Here is a 16,877-nt window from a genome sequence, read left to right on the forward strand (position 1 = left end):
AGTGATTTCCGAAAGCTTCCATATTTTCTATGCATGGAAAAAATATTTTTTTACAAGGAGAAATTTATGGAAAATGGGAAAGATTTATATCACTTATTAGAAATGGATGATCTGATGAATGTAGTTGGAGGTGCCACCACAGTAAACACAAGGGATATCCATGTATGCAATCCGTCACCGGACCCGATCCATATAATCGATGATGACGGAAACCATCATTATGCACCCACGCCCAGCCCTGATCCAAGTCCTGCACCGGAGCCCGGCACAGACAACCCTGGAAATCCGCCGAACAACAGCAATGATGATGGAGGAAACGGAGATTGTGAAAATCCTGACGGTGATACATCTGAACCCGGCAATCCGGTAGACGGCAACAATCCGCCGAGCCCGGGCAATCCGGTAGACGATAATAATCCGCCGGCCGATAACTCGGACAATGATGGAGACGGTAATGATTCTTCAGGAGATACATCGGATAATGGTGATGATGAAACAGGAGGAAACATAAATCTTCCTACGGATGATGATGGAAACAGTGAAACCGGAACCGGAGAAAGCGAAGGACAAACAAACACCCCGCCTGCAGCAAACAATACTACGCAGACAACACAAGCAGACGATGCGGGCCCTAAACCTCCTTCACCAAGTGAGAGAGCGAGGATGGCTTTGTTCTCCAAAAGAAAGTCATCCGAAGATGATTTTTATAATGATGCTATAGGAGGAACAAAAAAAGATATACTTGATAAGTATACAAACAAAAAGCCTTCAAGCCTCGTTGTTGCCAGCGATATAAGGGGGCAGGACGTTACCTTTGATGATTTTAAGGTAGATGGTATGGATATTTCGATTAAGCGTGAGCATGACGGGTACGGAAATAAATTCGATTCGGTTCGGACTATTGAGACCGTAAAGTTAGCAAATGGGCAGGTTGTAAAGTGCAATATTCAGGACATGGTTGGTGCTAATGCGGAAAGTAAAGCCTTTGCCGATGAACGAGGTGGTATGACCTTACCTGACGGTAAATATTATTTTACGGCAGAAGACCTGACAGAGCAAGCAGATGGTACATATAATTCAATAAAATTTGCAAATACGTTGAGGCTGCAAACTAAGGATTCAAACATTCCTAAAAATATTAGGGATGGTATAAATTCCAAGTACTTTCTTTTTCATGCTACCGAATATAAAGAAGGTTTTATACCGGAAGACGGCGGTAATAGGATATGGATTAATCCTTGGTCTGCAGGATGTATTTCGTCCATAACAGGAGGACAGTCCACACATGATGATTTTATGAATATGTTGACAGGAATCACTCCCGAAAATATCAGCGTTACCATAACATCTAAACGGCATGTAAATATATAATTATTTACTAGCAACATTCTCCGGACAGGTTAAAAACCTGTCCGGGCTAAAAAATTACTTAAAAACTTTTATGAGGAGAAAAAAAATGTTTTTAAAAAGTAAAATCGGTTTATTTAAAAAAAGCTTATTTTTATGTCTTTTTTTAATTATGGGTAGTTTTGCCGTAGGACAAAACTTTGATTTGGCAGGCTTCGGATATACAGGTATGGTACCATGCCCCTATTTTATTGAATTCCAAAAAGGAAACAAAATCGAAATAAGCTGGTACAATGCAAATCAGAAAAGAGTAAAAAAGCTCTACACTTACAAAAAAAAATATATAGGTAGGTTTCCCTTATTTGAATTGGATGCCGATATACCTGAAGGCCTATATGCAGGACTTAATCCCGAATCAAAAAATTACTACGGAAATAAATTTATGCTTTTAACGGGCTTGGTAAAAAAAGCTTGGAAAGAAAACGAGGATGATATTATAGGTCTTGGCATGCTGCCTGCACACAAGGGTAAAAAAGCAGAAGGCTTTTTTACAAGATTTCCCTCAGGGGGCTCAGGAGAAACACCTTATTTTTACTATGAAAATGTAAGTTCTCATCTTGTCGAAAAATCAAAGGAAGGAAAAAGAGAATACAAGATAGAAAATCTATGCGACATGAGAGAAGACACTCCTTGGGTAGAAGGTGTAGACGGCTGGGGTATAGGAGAGTCCTTTGTTATAAAAACATGGAATAACAATGATGATAAATACATTTTACTGATGAACGGTTATATTTCCGCTTCGAATCCTAAGCTTTACGATGAAAATGGGAGAATTAAAAAGATAATGGTTGAGGGAGTTATAAGCGGCAAGAAAAAAGAATTTACCGTAAAGGATACGCCCCATCCGCAAACTGTGGATATAGGCTTTTTGCCGGAACAAGAAGATGTTAAGATTACGATATTGGATGTGTACAAGGGAACAAAGTATGAGGATACAGCTATTCATTTTATGATTTTGTGGAGGACCGAAGTTATTCCATACGAATAAAACTTTTATAAGGAGATGAAGAAAATGTTTTTAAAAAGAAAGATCGGTTTATTAAAAAAAAGTTCACTTTTGTGTCTTTTTTTAATTATGGGGAGTTTTGCAATGGGGCAAAACTTTGATTTGGCAGGCTTCGGATATACCGGCGGAGTTCCACTTGGTTATTTTATCGAATTCCAAAAAGGAAATAAGATCGAAATAAGCTGGTATAATGCAAAAGAAGAAGAGGTAAAAAAGGTCTATACTTACAAAAAAAAGTACATAGGCCGTTTTCCATTATTTGAATTGAATACCGATATGCCCGATGACCTATATGCAAACCTTGATCCAAAATCAAAAGAATATTTAGGCAATAAATTTATGCTTTTAACGGGATTAGCAAAAAAAGCTTGGGGAGAAAACGAGGATGCCGTTATAGGCCTCGGCATGCTGCCCGCACACAAGGGGAAAAAAGCTTCAGGATTTTTTACAAGATTTCCCATGGGAGGAACAGGAGAGTATCCTTTATTCAATTATGAAAATGTAAGTTCTCATCTTGTCGAAAAATCAAAGGAAGGAAAAAGAGAATACAAGATAGAAAATCTATGCGACATGAGAGAAGACACTCCTTGGGTAGAAGGTGTAGACGGCTGGGGTATAGGAGAGTCCTTTGTTATAAAAACATGGAAGAGCAGTGATGATAAATACATACTCTTGATGAACGGTTACATTTCCGCTTCAAATCCTAAACTTTATGATGAAAACGGAAGAATTAAAAAGATAATGGTTGAGGGTCTTACAAGCGGCAAGAAAAAAGAATTTATAGTAAAGGACACGCCCCATCCGCAAACTGTGGACATAAGTTTTTTACCCGAACAAGAAGATGTTAAGATTACCATATTGGATGTTTACAAGGGAACAAAGTACGAAGACACTGCTATTCATTTTATGATTTTGTGGAGGACCGAAGTTATTCCATACGAATAAAACTTTTATGAGGAGAAAAAAAATGTTTTTAAAAAGTAAAATCGGTTTATTTAAAAAAAGCTTATTTTTATGTCTTTTTTTAATTATGGGTAGTTTTGCCGTAGGACAAAACTTTGATTTGGCAGGATTCGGATATACGGATACGGTACCATGCCCCTATTTTATTGAATTCCAAAAAGGAAACAAGATCGAAATAAGCTGGTATAATGCAAATCAGAAAAGAGTAAAAAAAATCTATACTTACAAAAAAAAGTATATAGGCCGCTTTCCCTTATTTGAATTGAATGCCGATATGCCTGAAGACCTATATGCAGGACTTAATCCCGAATCAAAAAACTATTACGGAAATAAATTTATGCTTCTAACGGGCTTGGCAAAAAAAGCTTTGGGAGAAAATAAAGACGGTATTGTAGGCCTCGGTATGCTGCCTGCACGCAAGGGTAAAAAAGCTTCAGACTTTTTTTCTGATTTTCCCATGGGAGGAACAGGAGAGTATCCTTGTTTTAATTATGAAAATGTAAGTTCGTATTTTGTCGAAGAATCGAAAGAAGGAAAAAGAGACTATAAAATAGAAAATTTATCAATTATGGAACAGGACACCCCTTGGGTAGAAGGTGTAGACGGCTGGGGTATAGGAGAGACCTTTACAATAAGCACCGAAAACAGATCTTTTTATAAATACATACTCTTGATGAACGGTTATATTTCCGCTTCGAATCCTAAGCTTTACGATGAAAATGGGAGAATTAAAAAGATAATGGTTGAGGGAGTTATAAGCGGCAAGAAAAAAGAATTTACCGTAAAGGATACGCCCCATCCGCAAACTGTGGATATAGGCTTTTTGCCGGAACAAGAAGATGTTAAGATTACGATATTGGATGTGTACAAGGGAACAAAGTATGAGGATACAGCTATTCATTTTATGATTTTGTGGAGAACTGAGGTTATCCCATACGAATAAAAGATTTGGAGGAGTCTTAAGAAAAACAGTTTATATATTAATTTCGGTTCAACACTTAAAATCACGGCAGTTCCAACCCGGGGGTTGCCGTTCTTTTCGTTAAGGATAAAATATGAAAAAAAGCTTTATTTAAAGTTTGTTCCCTTACCTCATCCCTTGAACCTGAAAACTCATAAGTATGAGTTTTAAAAACAAGATCTTCTTTTTTTAAAGTTTTTAAATCATGGGATTTTTTAGAATCAAAAGATTTCGGATAAAAGAAAGCGGAAGAAATACATACTGTTCCGGGAGGATGACCTTCAAGACTTGAAGGACCGGCAGCTCCGCTTACGGCAATAGAAACTACAGGTTCAGGAGTAAAAGACGTGTCAAAGAAATTTTTAACGGCACCGAAGGCCATAGCTTCTACGTTTTGCGGGCTTATTACGCCAAATGTTTCTATTAACTTAGGTTCTATATTTAAAAAAGCTATTTTTGCTTGAGCCGTGTACACAACATAACCGCCCCAAAACACCTCTGACGTTCCCGGTATCTTTGTGAATTCGGAAGCTATCAAGCCTCCGGTCAAGGATTCGGCAGTTATAAGCTTAATCTTCCTTTCTTTTAGAACTAAAAAAACTTTTTTTATAAGCTCAAAATCAATCATTTAAGCCTCCTTAAAAAAAGCATTATTCACGGCTGAGCTGTTCTTTAAGCTGATCGGACTTTATAGAAAAAAAATTTTTTTCGGGGAAACTGTTATTTTTAATCATTCTAACAGAACCTTCAAAAGAAACCTTATCGGCTATCCTGAGACGTCCGGCCGTAATATCACCCTTAACGGAACATCCTGATTTTAGATCCACCTTGTCGGCAGCAGATAGAGAACCTACAACAGCACCTTCAACAACTATCGAAGCAGCCTTAACATATTGAACTCTGCAATCTGCATTTTTTGAAATGTATAAAGAGCCTTGAGAATCTATGGCCCCGATAAATTTTCCTTCAATTTGTAAAGTTTCGGAGAATTTCATCACCCCGTCAAATACGGTTTCTTTACCTAAAACCGTAACATTCTTTTCCTTATATTTATTATTCCGTTTCATTTGACCTCCGATCTTTTTTAATAAATTTATTAATTATGATAAAGCACAAATTTGAAATTAAAACCACTGTGCAAAGCAATCCAAAAAAATCAACAAGATAAGAGTAAACGGTTTTATACCCTTCTGTCAAGACGGTTACATCTGCAACCAAAACGTCCTTGGTAAATGGCGGAAGCATTTTTTGAATATTTCCGTTTTGATCGATAAAAGCAGTCTGACCTGAACTTGCAGCTCTTAAAACGGGAAGACGGTTTTCGACAGCCCTAAAAACTGCCATAGATAAATGCTGGTACTGACTTACGGCACTTTGAGCCCAAGCATCATTTGTAAGATTAATGATTATATTGGCTCCTTTTTTTGAAAAAGCTCTTGAAATATAACCGAAGGTATCTTCAAAACAAATTGGAGTTCCTATTTTTAAATTCTTAAATTCAAGAAGATTTGCTTCTTTACCTTTTTCCCAAAAATGAGTATCGTTTTCTTTTAAAAATTCATAAACTTGCGGAAAAAGTTTTTGATAAGGAAAATGCTCTGTAAAAGGAACTAAGTGCATTTTTCGGTACACTTGAGGCTCAGGAGGTAAAACATTTTTTTTAGGAATAAAGAGTAAGGCTGCATTATAGTCAAGCTTCTTATCCTCAAGACTGTCAAAATTGTTATCTAAAAATTTTTTATCCAAAACACCTTCATCATTTCCTATTAAAAAAGAAACTTTTTGATTATTCAAAAAATTCAGTAATTCCCGCACCAAAAGAGAATTAGGATTAGAGGTTGAGGTGTATTTATAATGCCATCTTATCATAGGAATAAAAGCAGTTTCCGGCCAGACTACTAATTCTATATCAGGAAAATTTTCAATAGCCTTTTCCGATAAATCTTTAAGTTCTTCATAATTATTTCTATAAACTTCCAAATTTCCAAGCCATGGGTCCCTATTAGGCTGGACAAGAGCAATCTTTGTTTTTGGAATTTCCGAAAGATTTTTTTTTGTAAAAGCTCCATATAAAATAAAGGCAAAAAATGTACCTATCCAAATCATCATAGGTAATTTATATCTTTTGTAAACATTTTTTATGTCTTTTTCTTTATAAAAATCAAAAAGAAAGGAGGCTGAACAAGATGAAAAGTAAACAAGTAAAAAAGAGAGTCCCCATACTCCAAATATTGAAGATACTCGAATTAATATGGGAAAATTCCATTGTGTATAGCCAATTATACCGTAGGAGTAACCTAAAAAACCTAGAGTGTTTAAATATTCAAACGCGACCCAAGCTATCGCTTGAAAAATAAAGCCATATTTTAAAGCATATGAATCTATTATTTTTAAAACAAAAAACAAAAAGGAATAAAAAATACAATACTTTGCAAGTATTATATAAATAGCAAGAGGATGAAAAAATATTATCCAAAAATTAAATATAAAATATGAAAAACTTCCTGAAAAAGCACCCCATAAAAACGAAAACTTTAGCTTAGTCCTTTTAAGCAATAAAAAAAACGGAACAAGGGCTATGTAGGCTAAAAAACCGAAACCGTTGAGATTCAAATAATTAGGGTGAGATAATGCAAAAAGAATAGAACCTAAAACGGCAAGCAGAAGATTCAAACAAAAAAAGACAAATTTATTTTTCATTATCAAAAAACTCTTTTATATTTATTTTATTAAGGGAATCTTTTAGTTCTTTTCCCGGCTTAAACCTTATTTTACATCTATCATCAGTCAAAACGGTTTCTCCCGTTTTAGGGTTGCGGGCATTTTTCCTTCCATGTAAAACAGTAAAATCGAAAGAACCCAAACCGCGTATCTCTACAGGTACTCCTTGCTGCAAAAGTATAGAAAGCTCCTCTAAAAACAAATTAGTTATAGCATTAATCTGCTTAAGTTGATATTGAGGATTATTTCGATAAACGGAATCTATTATGTCTATTTTTGAGCGTTTTTCTTTCATCTTTAGGTGAATGACAAATTGGGTAAGCTATAAAAAAATACCGCAATCCCAAAATCGGTTTTGCGGTTTTCTTCATTCTTATTTTGCTGCAAATGAAGCGTTGTACAAGAGCTGCATTCTTGACTTTTTGCGGGCTGCCGAATTCTTTGTTAAAATTCCTTTTCGGGCTGCAGAATCAAGCTGACTGGATAGCTCGCGAAGTAAGGCTGCGGCACTTTCCGCATTAGCTGCATGAACAGCCTCAGTATACTTTCTAGCTGTTGTACGTACTTCACTCTTTGCAGAGCGGTTTCGCATTCGACGGACTTCGCTCTGGTTATGTCTTTTAATCGCAGATCGATTTTTCATTTAAGGTACCTCCGTAATTAATTTAAAACTATAGTTATTGTATATGACATAATACAGCCGCTTAGATTACACCATATCAATTTTTTTTGCAATAGCTATACGCAATTTTTTTGCATCTTCTTCAGCTAAACCAAGATCCGAGGCAGAATCCAAGTCCTTGGCAGCTTCAGGATATAAGGCCAGTTTAAAATAGGACAAGGCACGCCTAAAATAAACATGGGCTTGAAATTTATTTGTTTCAAGCGATTTTGTAAAATATTCAATGGCTTCATCATCTCTGTTTAAGAGAGTTAAAGCAATTCCAACATAATAAAGAGAACGAAAATTTGCAGGATTATATTTACAACTCTGCAAAAAATCGGCATAAGCCTCTTCATAATTAGCTTGGGCAAAATAGGCCATACCTCTGTGTTTAAATACAACCGACAAAACTATATCGTTAGGATTTTGTTCAATTATCTTTGTATAAATCTTTTCGGCCTTATCAAAAAGATTTTGATTATGAGCTTCAATTGCAGCTAAAATCAAATCGTCTATAGTTTCGGCAAGTTTAACCTCCTCTCCATGTTCGACATTATCATGTTGAACAATATTAGTTTCAGGTAAAACTTGAGCCGTATATTCATCAGCCATAGAATAAAATTCAAAGCGCCTTTTTTCAAGCTCGGTATTAAGTTTGTTTTGATAATCGCGAATTTCCTGAAAAATAATATCAGCCAAGCTCAAACTTGCGTTTATCGAAGCAAGCTTTCTTTTTAAAGGTTGATCAAAAGGAGAAAACTCCGACTTATATACCAGTTCATGTTCAACCTCAGCCCAAGCATCTTGAAGAATAGTCCGAAGCTGAATCTCAAAAATTAAATTTTTAGGTAAAACAAGACCTACCTTAAATTCTTCAGGTATCTCAAGCAAAAAATGCACCGATTCATACCCGAATTCTCTAAAAGTTCTTTCGGAACCCTTACGTTCCACTTCTATTATTGTAAAATTCTTTAGCAGAATTGTTTCAACTTCATTTATATCCTGTAAAAACGGACATATTATCCTTACGCCCAGAATATCGGTAAGAACAGGAAGATCTGACGTATCCTTTTTAGGAGGAAATTTTAACAGTTTCAAATAATAACTATTAAAGCTTTTTACCCTCGTTTTATATGTAGGAGCAGAAGTTATTTTTACTATCGAACGTAGAAACTCCTCTATGCGCACTATCAAAACATTTAAATGAGGCACATAAGAAGTATAAATCTCCCTTAATTTTTCTTTTTTAGGGAGCCAAGGCAAGTCTTCAGACAACATATTTTGGTAAAATCATTATTACAGGGACATCAAACAAAAGCGGCCGAGCAGTCCCGACCGCTTTATAATTTTTTAGAACTTATTGTTCTTTCTTTTCGGAACCTTCAGAAGGTGTGAAACCTTCTTCTGTAGCCAACTTTTCCTGCTCGAGGAATCGTAAAACTTGAATATGGCCGAATTTTTCAACTTCAATCTTCTTTCTCTTCATTTCTCTTTCTGTTTGAATACCCCAGAGGTCCTCATCAGCAAAGTCACGTACTGTTGTCAAAACAGCTTTGTCATAGATGATCTTAACATCTTTGAAGTATGCGATAGCATCTCCGCCGTCATGAGCAGCGTCACGGGTAATTAAGAAACCTTCAAAAGCTACATGAGGAAGAGCTACAGGGTAAACAGGATAAAGCCTTAATTCCCTAGCCTTTACATGTGCAATATATGAAGGATTATTCCATACCATTTCTCTCCAACCATCAAACAAGAGGTAACCCATGAAGTATCTCTTAACTACATTGTTCTGATCTCTAAGAAGAACATAAAGACCATGAGGGAAGTTCATACCATAGGTATTTACTGCAATGGACTTGATAACGCCGGTATTTCGAACAACACCATAGCCTTCTTCAAATCTTGATTTACCGGAAGCCTTCTCTTCTGCAGTAGGCTCCTGCAAATTTCCTTGATCATCAACCTGGGCCATTCTTTCATAAGCAGGAATTAAAAATCCGGGCTTAATTTTTGCATTAGCATTGTTTGCCCACTCGGGGAACAAGATGCGGACGCCCATCAATTTCTGACCGGCAAATTTCTCGCCTTCAGCTCTTACTTCAGCTTCCTTAACTGTTGAAACTCCAACTGAAAGAGGGTTCTGAGCGGAAGAATTCAATTCAACTTCCCACTGCTCAAGAGCTAAAGATGATCTCATCAAAGCTTTTTGCTCATCTGTGTAAGAGGCACCGGCTACTTGACCGTAATCCATAACGGTTCTTCTGTTTTGTGTCATCTTACCATTAGGATCTGCGATAATATCTGCATTCAACAGTGCGAAATCAATAATAATCGCTTCCTCAGCAACCGCAACGGCACCCATTAAAAGGAATGCCATAGCAACAAGTATAAATGTTTTTTTCATTCAAAAACTCCTTTTATGCACTTAATTTATGCCCTGTATACTATAAGTATACGTAATAATTCAATTTTGTCAACACTTTTTTTGATTTTTAGTGTTATTTTTTTAATAATTCGTAAATCTCTATACCCTCAATGAAGATATGAGCAGCTTTTAAGTCCTTGCAATTTGTAAATATATTCTTTTGCAAAAGAGCCTTAATTTCATCGGAATCAAACTCTTGCTTTATATCTTCGATAAAAATTAAAGGTAAATCTGCATATAAAATACCGTCTTTTACAAAACAGGAGAGCAATTTGGAGCCGGCTTCGATAAAAGAATAACAATGATGATTAACCGGTCCAAGCATTAATTCTTCAAAAAAAGCAGCTTCCGGCTCCGTTATATTTTGGACCGGAACATAACGGATTTCCGTATCAATCTTTCCTGTTATGGAATTCTTAAAAAAAAGAACATACCTATCGTGTTTTTTATTAAAAACAGATGTAAAAAGCACAATTATTATTATGACAATCAATAAAGAGGCCGAAATAATCTTTGTTTTTATGTAATTCATTACATACCCCGAAATCAATTAGTTTCAAAATTGCTTATAAAAGCAGAAAGACCATTATATATACCCAAGGAGCATTTTTTCAAGTAGTCAGGGGAGTTTAAAAGCTTTATTTCGGTTTTATTGCTGATAAAACCAAGCTCTATCAAAACGCTGGGCATCTTTACATTACGAACCACAAACCACTGATTTTCGCGTATTCCTCTATTGGGACTCTTTTTTCCGATCTGGGCATCCAAACCGTCCAAAATATTTTGAGCCATTAAAATACTTTCCATTGTAAATTCTTCTTCCATCATCGAATTAAGTATGGAGTGAATTTCTTTCGGCACGGTCTTTTTATCTACTACCTCCCGCCTATACTCAGGAGGAAGATACCAGACCTCAAAACCGGAAGCCTTTGAGTTGAGGGAGGCATTTACATGGATTGAAACATAGAGAATACTCTCATTTTTTTTTAATTTTACGGAATTTGCCATGTTTACCCTTTCTTCAAGGGTCGGATAGACATCTTTATTTCTGGTTAAAAGGATCTTTTTGTCCGGATAGGCTTTTTTAAGCATCTTGTATAGGTCCAAACTGACCTTTAAGGCTACCGTTTTTTCATTGAGTACTACCGTTTTTTTATTTTCGACATAGGAGCCGACACAGCCCGGGTCCTTACCTCCGTGCCCGGGATCTATCAAGATAACTCCAACCCTGTACTTTGTTTCTTTTTGAGGTACGGCAAAAAATGTTTCAAGCTTTTTGTACATTTCACCGCTTATAAAGGTAAGGCCGTCTTTTTGATATGGAGGCGGAATAAAATCGGCTTTTTCGTTATCGAAGACTATAAGATTTTCACCTACCTTACAGCTAACTTCAGAGTTATTTTTCATAAAAATAAGTTCTTGAGAAAGCGGGTCCCATGAGATATCGAGATCAAGTCTTCCAGCAGCGTCGGTAACCGAAACACCCGCAGAAAAAGCTTTTACATAAAGAAAAATCAAGAGAAAAACAGAAAAAAAAGCTCTTTTATTTGCCCTATTTCTCATTAAAATTAAATCGTGTCAAGACATGCAATGCCCGGGAGCACCTTTCCTTCAAGGAATTCAAGAGAGGCTCCTCCTCCGGTAGAAACATGGCTCATCTTATCGGCAAGATTGAACTTATTTACAGCTGCAACAGAGTCTCCTCCGCCTACAATGCTTAAAGCACCTTTTCCGGTTGCTTCCGCCACAAGATAAGCCGTTTTTTCGGTACCCTTTGCAAAGGCATCGAATTCAAAAACGCCGACAGGTCCGTTCCATACGATGGACTTTGACTTCAAAACGATGTCTTTATAAAGAGCCAAGGTCTTAGGACCTACATCCATTCCCATAAAATTATCGGGAATATCGATGCCTTCAACTAAAACTGCTTCGGCATTTGGAGAAAAGGTTTCGGAACATACATGATCAACAGGAAGGATGATTTTTACACCCTGCTTTTCAGCCTCATCCAACAGATTTTTGGCAGTATCCATAAAATCTTCTTCAAACAAGGACTTACCGATTTTCTTTCCTTGAACCTTTAAGAAGGTATAGGCCATGCCTCCTCCTATTATTAAAGATGAAGCATTTTTTAAAAGGCTTTCTAAAACTGCGATTTTTGAAGAAACCTTTGCTCCGCCTATAATTGCAGTCATAGGCTTTTCGGGCTTATTTAACATGGGCTCAAGATATTTAATTTCTTTTTCCATGAGAAAGCCTGCAACCCTTGTATTGACAAAGTTTGAAATTTCGGCTGTAGAAGCATGGGCTCTGTGGGCTGTGCCGAAGGCATCATTTACATAAATATCGCCGTACAAGCTGAGTTCCTTTGCCAGAACTTGCTGTTCGGCCTTTTCTTTTGAAGTTTCTTCCTTATGGAAGCGGGTGTTTTCAAGCATTAAAATTCCGCCCTGAGGAAGGGCCTTTACTCTTTCAAGCTGCCCCATGCAGGAAGGAGCAAAATCAACCGGAAGTTTGAGAAGACCGGATAGGTATTCGGCCACCGGCTTCATCCTGTGCTTTCCGTTAATGTATGAAGCCTCATCAAAGGTTTTTCCGTCTTTTTCTGCCTTTTCCTTGGCTTTTTTTGTATCTTTTGCAGGATCGCCCAAATGGCTCATCAAAACAAGGGATCTTGCTCCTTGTTCAAGTATATAGTTTATGGTAGGAAGGGCGGCCCTTATTCGGGTATCGTCCTGCACTACTCCGTCTTTCATGGGAACGTTAAAATCGACACGCATTATTATGCGTTTATCCTTTAAATTTACATCTTTTACTGTTTTAATCATATTACCTCCGGATAATTTTTATATGGCTTTAGTCGTTTTCTTTTTTGAATTCGATGAAGTCTATTTCAACCCCGTTAGGATCTACGGCAGTCAAAATCTTTTTACCGTCTTTTACCGTTCTGGGAGGGGCCGTAATGCGGACATTTTTAGACTTTAGGTACTTTTCAGCCTCGCTTATTTGTTCTACTTGAACGGTGAGCGAAATTCTGCTTCCGTTATCGGGCTTTGGAACATCATGGCTGATAAGCTCCAAATTCATTCCACTGTCAGGCTCAGTCAAAAAAGCGATCCTTTTGCCGGGAGCTGCCGACATCATATAATTAAAAGTAAATCCAAGTACTTTTTCATAAAACTCAAGTGATTTTTCCATTTCATCCGTGCGGATGGCTACACTGTTTAAAAACATTTGTATACCTCTTAAAAAAAAGTATAACACAATCATTACCATAAGTCAATTAAAAATTGATTATATAAATTGTAAAAGATATTGTTAAAAAAAGAATGAAGGGCTTGACTTTTTTTTTAAATAAACTATACTCGTTTAGGTGTTGTATCAAGTAAACTTATCAATCAAATTATTAACAGTTTATAAGACTACAACAAAATGAGAATTTTCTCAAAAAAAAAGATTTAATCCGTAAACTTAAGGAACTTACGGAAAAGGAGAATCACGTGAAAAAACTTATTTTTGTTTTTTTATTGGTTGCATTGATTGCAACACCTTTGGCTGCACTTGATCTTAGTGCAGGCGGCGACTTTAGCTTTGCTCATGCATGGAACACAGCAAAAATTGAAAAAGCAAAAGCTACCGCCTCTATGAACTTTTTCGGCATTAACGGTTTCTTTGATGCCGAGTATGTAAGAGCCGGCTTAGGTCTCAATTTCAGTGTAGGCGGCCTAGCACTTAAAGCTAACGATGGAGAGGGAAATTCAGTATCTGAAACCGATAGCAAAGTTTCCAATACCAATTTCCGCCTTTCGGTTTTGGGAAAATATCCCTTTACCATTGCCGAGATCGTAAAGCTATATCCCTTAGCAGGCCTTGAATTCGACTTCAACGTTTCTGCTAAGAATGACGGCAAAGATATAAAAGAACATATGAGTGATGATCTAAAGAAAGACTTAAATCACACTTATTTAGTATTAGGTGCAGGAGCAGATATAACCGTTACGGGTAACCTCTTTGTAACACCCAAGGCAACCTTCGGCTTTGATTTAAGACAGACCTCAACAGCAAAAGAAGCAAAGGCAAAGGGCGGTCACACAATGAAGTTAGAATTCGGTGTAGGCGTAGGCTACAAATTCTAATTTTACACTGACCCTTAAAAAGCTCCATCTCAATAAAAGATGGGGCTTTTTTTATGGCTTAAATAAAAATTAATTTCCGCGAATCAAAATAGTTGCTCTTTGCTTAATTTTATGCTATACTCAACGTGGAGGCGGGTATTGATGATGAAAAACTTTGACGACTTGACCATTGTTGACGATTATATCTTCTGCACCGTTATGGAAGACCCTGAACTGTGCAAAGAACTTTTGACCATGCTTCTAAAAGATAAAGTCGGTAAGATAATTAAACTGTTTAAACAAAAGCCGATAGAAACTCAAATTGCTTCCAAGGGTGTACGTGTCGACATTATGATTGAGGATAAGCAAGGCAAGCTCTATGATGTTGAGATGCAAACCACTGATCAAAAGAACCTACCCGAACGTATGAGGTACTATCAATGTGCTATCGACAATAGTGCCATAAATAAGGGCGGAGACTATAATAACTTACCCGATACCTTTATAATTTTTTTATGCACCTTTGATTACCTACAGGAAGGCTTACCGGTATCACGATAAAGCCGGAGTGCAGAGAAACGGGACAGGTTTTTGATGACGGAACGACAAAAATAATAGTAAACAGTAGAGCCGCGGAATGTGGCGATAAAAACCTAAAAGCTTTTTTATCATATATGAATGGGAATCCGCCTGAGACAACATTTACCAAACAACTTGAAAAGCGGGTAAATGAAACCAAAGAAGACGAAGAAAAACGGAGGGAGTATATGTTATTAAAATCATTTGAAATGGACGCACGAAGAGCTGGACTGTTCGAAGGTATTCAACAAGGTATTCAACAAGGTATATCTCAAGGTTCTTATCAAACCAGACTTGAAACTGCTAAAATGATGAAACTAAAGAACTTTGATATAGCGTTGATTAAAGAAATATCGGGGCTCTCCGCTGAAGAAATCGAAAAACTTTAATACAAGAGTAAGATGTAATCAGTAGTAAAATTGATTTCCGTGGATAAAACAACTTATTTACTTGAAAAAAAAGTTTTTATCGGCTAAAATGTTTTTTATGAAGATTACGGAAAAGATTTTAATTGTGGATTTCGGCGGTCAGTATAATCAGCTCATAGCAAGGCGGGTACGCGACCTGAATGTTTATTCGGATATTGTGGGAGCCTCAAAGGCCCTTGATTACATAAAGGAAAATAAACCGATCGGTATTATTTTTACGGGAGGACCTAACAGTGTTTACGAAGAAAATGCGCCCCTTCCTCCAAAAGAAATTTTTGAATTAGGTATTCCGATTTTAGGCATCTGCTACGGTATGCAGGCAATGGCCCATTGCCTCGGCGGCAAGGTCGAAAAAAGCTTAAAAAGAGAATTCGGTAAAACCCTAACTAAATTCGATACGGCTCTGCCGCTATTTAAAAACATCAAAGACAAATCTTCGGTTTGGATGAGCCATGTAGACTGTGTTTCTCGCCTCCCTGAGGGCTTTATCTCGGCAGCTCAAACGGCAAACACAAAAAATGCTGCCATGGCAAACAAGGAAAAAAAGCTTTACGGCATCCAATTCCATGCCGAGGTTGAACATTCCGAAGAAGGCCAAAATATCATCAAAAACTTTTTGTACAATGTATGCGGAGCCAAGGGTGATTGGAACATGAAAAACTTTTTGGCAGAGGCAATAAAAGATGTACAAAATACGGTCGGTGACGGCAAGGTGCTTTTAGCCCTATCGGGAGGAGTAGACTCTTCCGTGCTTGCAGCCCTTTTAAACAAGGCTGTAGGAAAAAATCTGACCTGTATCTTTGTGGATCACGGCCTTATGCGCAAAAACGAGGGAGACGAGGTAGAGGCAGCCTTTAGGGACACTCCGATGAATTTTATCCGCGTAAATGCGGAAAGCCGTTTTTTAGGCAAGTTAAAAGGTGTTTCAGATCCCGAAAAAAAACGCAAGATAATCGGCGAAGAGTTTATCCGCGTTTTTGAAGAAGAAGCCAAAAAAATAGGAACAGTGGACTTCCTTGCCCAAGGCACAATTTACGCTGATGTAGTTGAAAGCGGAGCCAAGGGGTCTGCCGTAATAAAAAGCCATCACAATGTCGGAGGTCTTCCCGATCACATAAGTTTTAAGTCATTGATTGAGCCCTTAAAAACCCTATTTAAGGACGAAATAAGAAAATTGGGCACAGAGCTCGGCCTCCCCGATTATCTCGTACATCGCCAGCCCTTCCCCGGTCCCGGCCTTGCCATAAGAATCATGGGCGAGATAACCGAAGAAAAACTAGATATCCTGCGTGAAGCCGATGCAATCTGGCGGAGCGAACTTGAACGGGCAGACATAAAAAAAGATTTAAGCCAGTATTTTGCCGTGCTTACATCCACAAAGACGGTAGGCGTTATGGGAGACTTTAGAACATATGACTATACTCTCGCCCTGCGCGCAGTAAAAACCTCGGACTTTATGACAGCCGACTGGGTACGCATCCCCTACGAGATACTGGACAAGGTTTCTTCCCGTATCATAAACGAGGTAAGGGGCATAAACCGAATAGTCTACGACATAACCTCAAAACCGCCTGCAACGATTGAGTGGGAGTGATGGAAATAGCA

The 16,877-nt window shown here is 37.4% G+C and carries 19 protein-coding genes; 8 read left to right on the forward strand and 11 right to left on the reverse strand.

Annotation, left to right across the window (positions count from 1 at the left end):
- Positions 1 to 66: 66 nt before the first annotated feature.
- The 4 genes from E4O04_RS08685 (at position 67) to E4O04_RS08700 (ending at position 4,319) form a co-directional block, all read left to right on the forward strand.
- Entirely contained in the window at positions 67 to 1,371 is a 1,305-nt protein-coding gene (locus E4O04_RS08685) for an MSCRAMM family adhesin (RefSeq protein ID WP_253707361.1), read from the forward strand.
- Positions 1,372 to 1,456: 85 nt separating this feature from the next.
- Positions 1,457 to 2,395, forward strand: coding sequence for an NADase-type glycan-binding domain-containing protein (locus E4O04_RS08690; RefSeq protein WP_253707363.1), 939 nt, complete (start codon positions 1,457 to 1,459; stop codon positions 2,393 to 2,395).
- Between the two features lie 24 nt (positions 2,396 to 2,419).
- Complete coding sequence (locus E4O04_RS08695) at positions 2,420 to 3,358, forward strand: NADase-type glycan-binding domain-containing protein (protein ID WP_253707365.1); 939 nt, start codon at positions 2,420 to 2,422, stop codon at positions 3,356 to 3,358.
- 22 nt (positions 3,359 to 3,380) lie between these two features.
- Positions 3,381 to 4,319 (forward strand): NADase-type glycan-binding domain-containing protein, encoded by a 939-nt coding sequence (locus E4O04_RS08700; RefSeq protein WP_253707366.1) that lies wholly within the window; start codon positions 3,381 to 3,383, stop codon positions 4,317 to 4,319.
- Positions 4,320 to 4,380: 61 nt separating this feature from the next.
- Here the strand turns inward: E4O04_RS08700 and E4O04_RS08705 are convergent, their stop codons facing one another.
- The 11 genes from E4O04_RS08705 to E4O04_RS08755 form a co-directional block, all read right to left on the reverse strand.
- On the reverse strand, positions 4,381 to 4,965 hold the full coding sequence (locus tag E4O04_RS08705; RefSeq protein ID WP_253707368.1) for a CinA family protein: 585 nt from the start codon (positions 4,963 to 4,965) through the stop codon (positions 4,381 to 4,383).
- 22 nt (positions 4,966 to 4,987) lie between these two features.
- Positions 4,988 to 5,404 (reverse strand): bactofilin family protein, encoded by a 417-nt coding sequence (locus tag E4O04_RS08710; RefSeq protein ID WP_253687700.1) that lies wholly within the window; start codon positions 5,402 to 5,404, stop codon positions 4,988 to 4,990.
- Entirely contained in the window at positions 5,391 to 7,037 is a 1,647-nt protein-coding gene (gene lnt / locus E4O04_RS08715; protein ID WP_253707370.1) for an apolipoprotein N-acyltransferase, read from the reverse strand. The genes E4O04_RS08710 and lnt overlap by 14 nt, the downstream gene beginning before the upstream one ends.
- The gene (locus E4O04_RS08720) at positions 7,027 to 7,353 is read right to left on the reverse strand and encodes an HU family DNA-binding protein (RefSeq protein ID WP_253707371.1); all 327 of its coding nucleotides are present in this window, start codon (positions 7,351 to 7,353) and stop codon (positions 7,027 to 7,029) included. Before E4O04_RS08720 ends, lnt begins: the two co-directional genes overlap by 11 nt.
- A 78-nt stretch (positions 7,354 to 7,431) precedes the next feature.
- On the reverse strand, positions 7,432 to 7,701 hold the full coding sequence (rpsT, locus tag E4O04_RS08725) for a 30S ribosomal protein S20 (RefSeq protein ID WP_010697461.1): 270 nt from the start codon (positions 7,699 to 7,701) through the stop codon (positions 7,432 to 7,434).
- 66 nt (positions 7,702 to 7,767) lie between these two features.
- A complete protein-coding gene (locus E4O04_RS08730; protein ID WP_253707373.1) occupies positions 7,768 to 9,000 on the reverse strand; it encodes a tetratricopeptide repeat protein in 1,233 nt (410 codons plus the stop codon).
- Between the two features lie 79 nt (positions 9,001 to 9,079).
- Positions 9,080 to 10,129: a flagellar filament outer layer protein FlaA gene (locus tag E4O04_RS08735; protein WP_253707375.1), complete on the reverse strand. Its 1,050-nt coding sequence runs from the start codon at positions 10,127 to 10,129 to the stop codon at positions 9,080 to 9,082.
- Between the two features lie 94 nt (positions 10,130 to 10,223).
- Positions 10,224 to 10,682 (reverse strand): GerMN domain-containing protein, encoded by a 459-nt coding sequence (locus tag E4O04_RS08740; protein WP_253707376.1) that lies wholly within the window; start codon positions 10,680 to 10,682, stop codon positions 10,224 to 10,226.
- 14 nt (positions 10,683 to 10,696) lie between these two features.
- Positions 10,697 to 11,713 carry an N-acetylmuramoyl-L-alanine amidase gene (locus E4O04_RS08745; RefSeq protein ID WP_253707378.1) on the reverse strand — a complete coding sequence of 339 codons (1,017 nt, stop codon included), beginning with the start codon at positions 11,711 to 11,713 and terminating at the stop codon, positions 10,697 to 10,699.
- A gap of 5 nt (positions 11,714 to 11,718) precedes the next feature.
- A complete protein-coding gene (pgk, locus tag E4O04_RS08750; RefSeq protein ID WP_253707380.1) occupies positions 11,719 to 12,978 on the reverse strand; it encodes a phosphoglycerate kinase in 1,260 nt (419 codons plus the stop codon).
- 28 nt (positions 12,979 to 13,006) lie between these two features.
- The gene (locus tag E4O04_RS08755) at positions 13,007 to 13,384 is read right to left on the reverse strand and encodes a VOC family protein (RefSeq protein ID WP_253679346.1); all 378 of its coding nucleotides are present in this window, start codon (positions 13,382 to 13,384) and stop codon (positions 13,007 to 13,009) included.
- 266 nt (positions 13,385 to 13,650) lie between these two features.
- Between E4O04_RS08755 and E4O04_RS08760 the strand changes: the two genes are divergently transcribed.
- The 4 genes from E4O04_RS08760 to guaA all read left to right on the forward strand — a co-directional run bounded on the left by E4O04_RS08760 (position 13,651) and on the right by guaA (position 16,866).
- Positions 13,651 to 14,286, forward strand: a complete 636-nt coding sequence (locus tag E4O04_RS08760; RefSeq protein ID WP_253707381.1) for a TDE1717 family outer membrane beta-barrel protein — start codon at positions 13,651 to 13,653, stop codon at positions 14,284 to 14,286.
- Between the two features lie 141 nt (positions 14,287 to 14,427).
- Positions 14,428 to 14,826 carry an Rpn family recombination-promoting nuclease/putative transposase gene (locus tag E4O04_RS08765; protein ID WP_253707383.1) on the forward strand — a complete coding sequence of 133 codons (399 nt, stop codon included), beginning with the start codon at positions 14,428 to 14,430 and terminating at the stop codon, positions 14,824 to 14,826.
- 113 nt (positions 14,827 to 14,939) lie between these two features.
- On the forward strand, positions 14,940 to 15,233 hold the full coding sequence (locus tag E4O04_RS08770; protein ID WP_253707385.1) for a hypothetical protein: 294 nt from the start codon (positions 14,940 to 14,942) through the stop codon (positions 15,231 to 15,233).
- 88 nt (positions 15,234 to 15,321) lie between these two features.
- Positions 15,322 to 16,866, forward strand: coding sequence for a glutamine-hydrolyzing GMP synthase (gene guaA / locus E4O04_RS08775; RefSeq protein WP_371922289.1), 1,545 nt, complete (start codon positions 15,322 to 15,324; stop codon positions 16,864 to 16,866).
- The last annotated feature ends 11 nt before the right edge of the window (positions 16,867 to 16,877 follow it).

Source organism: Treponema sp. OMZ 799, from assembly GCF_024181365.1.
Lineage (GTDB): Bacteria > Spirochaetota > Spirochaetia > Treponematales > Treponemataceae > Treponema_B.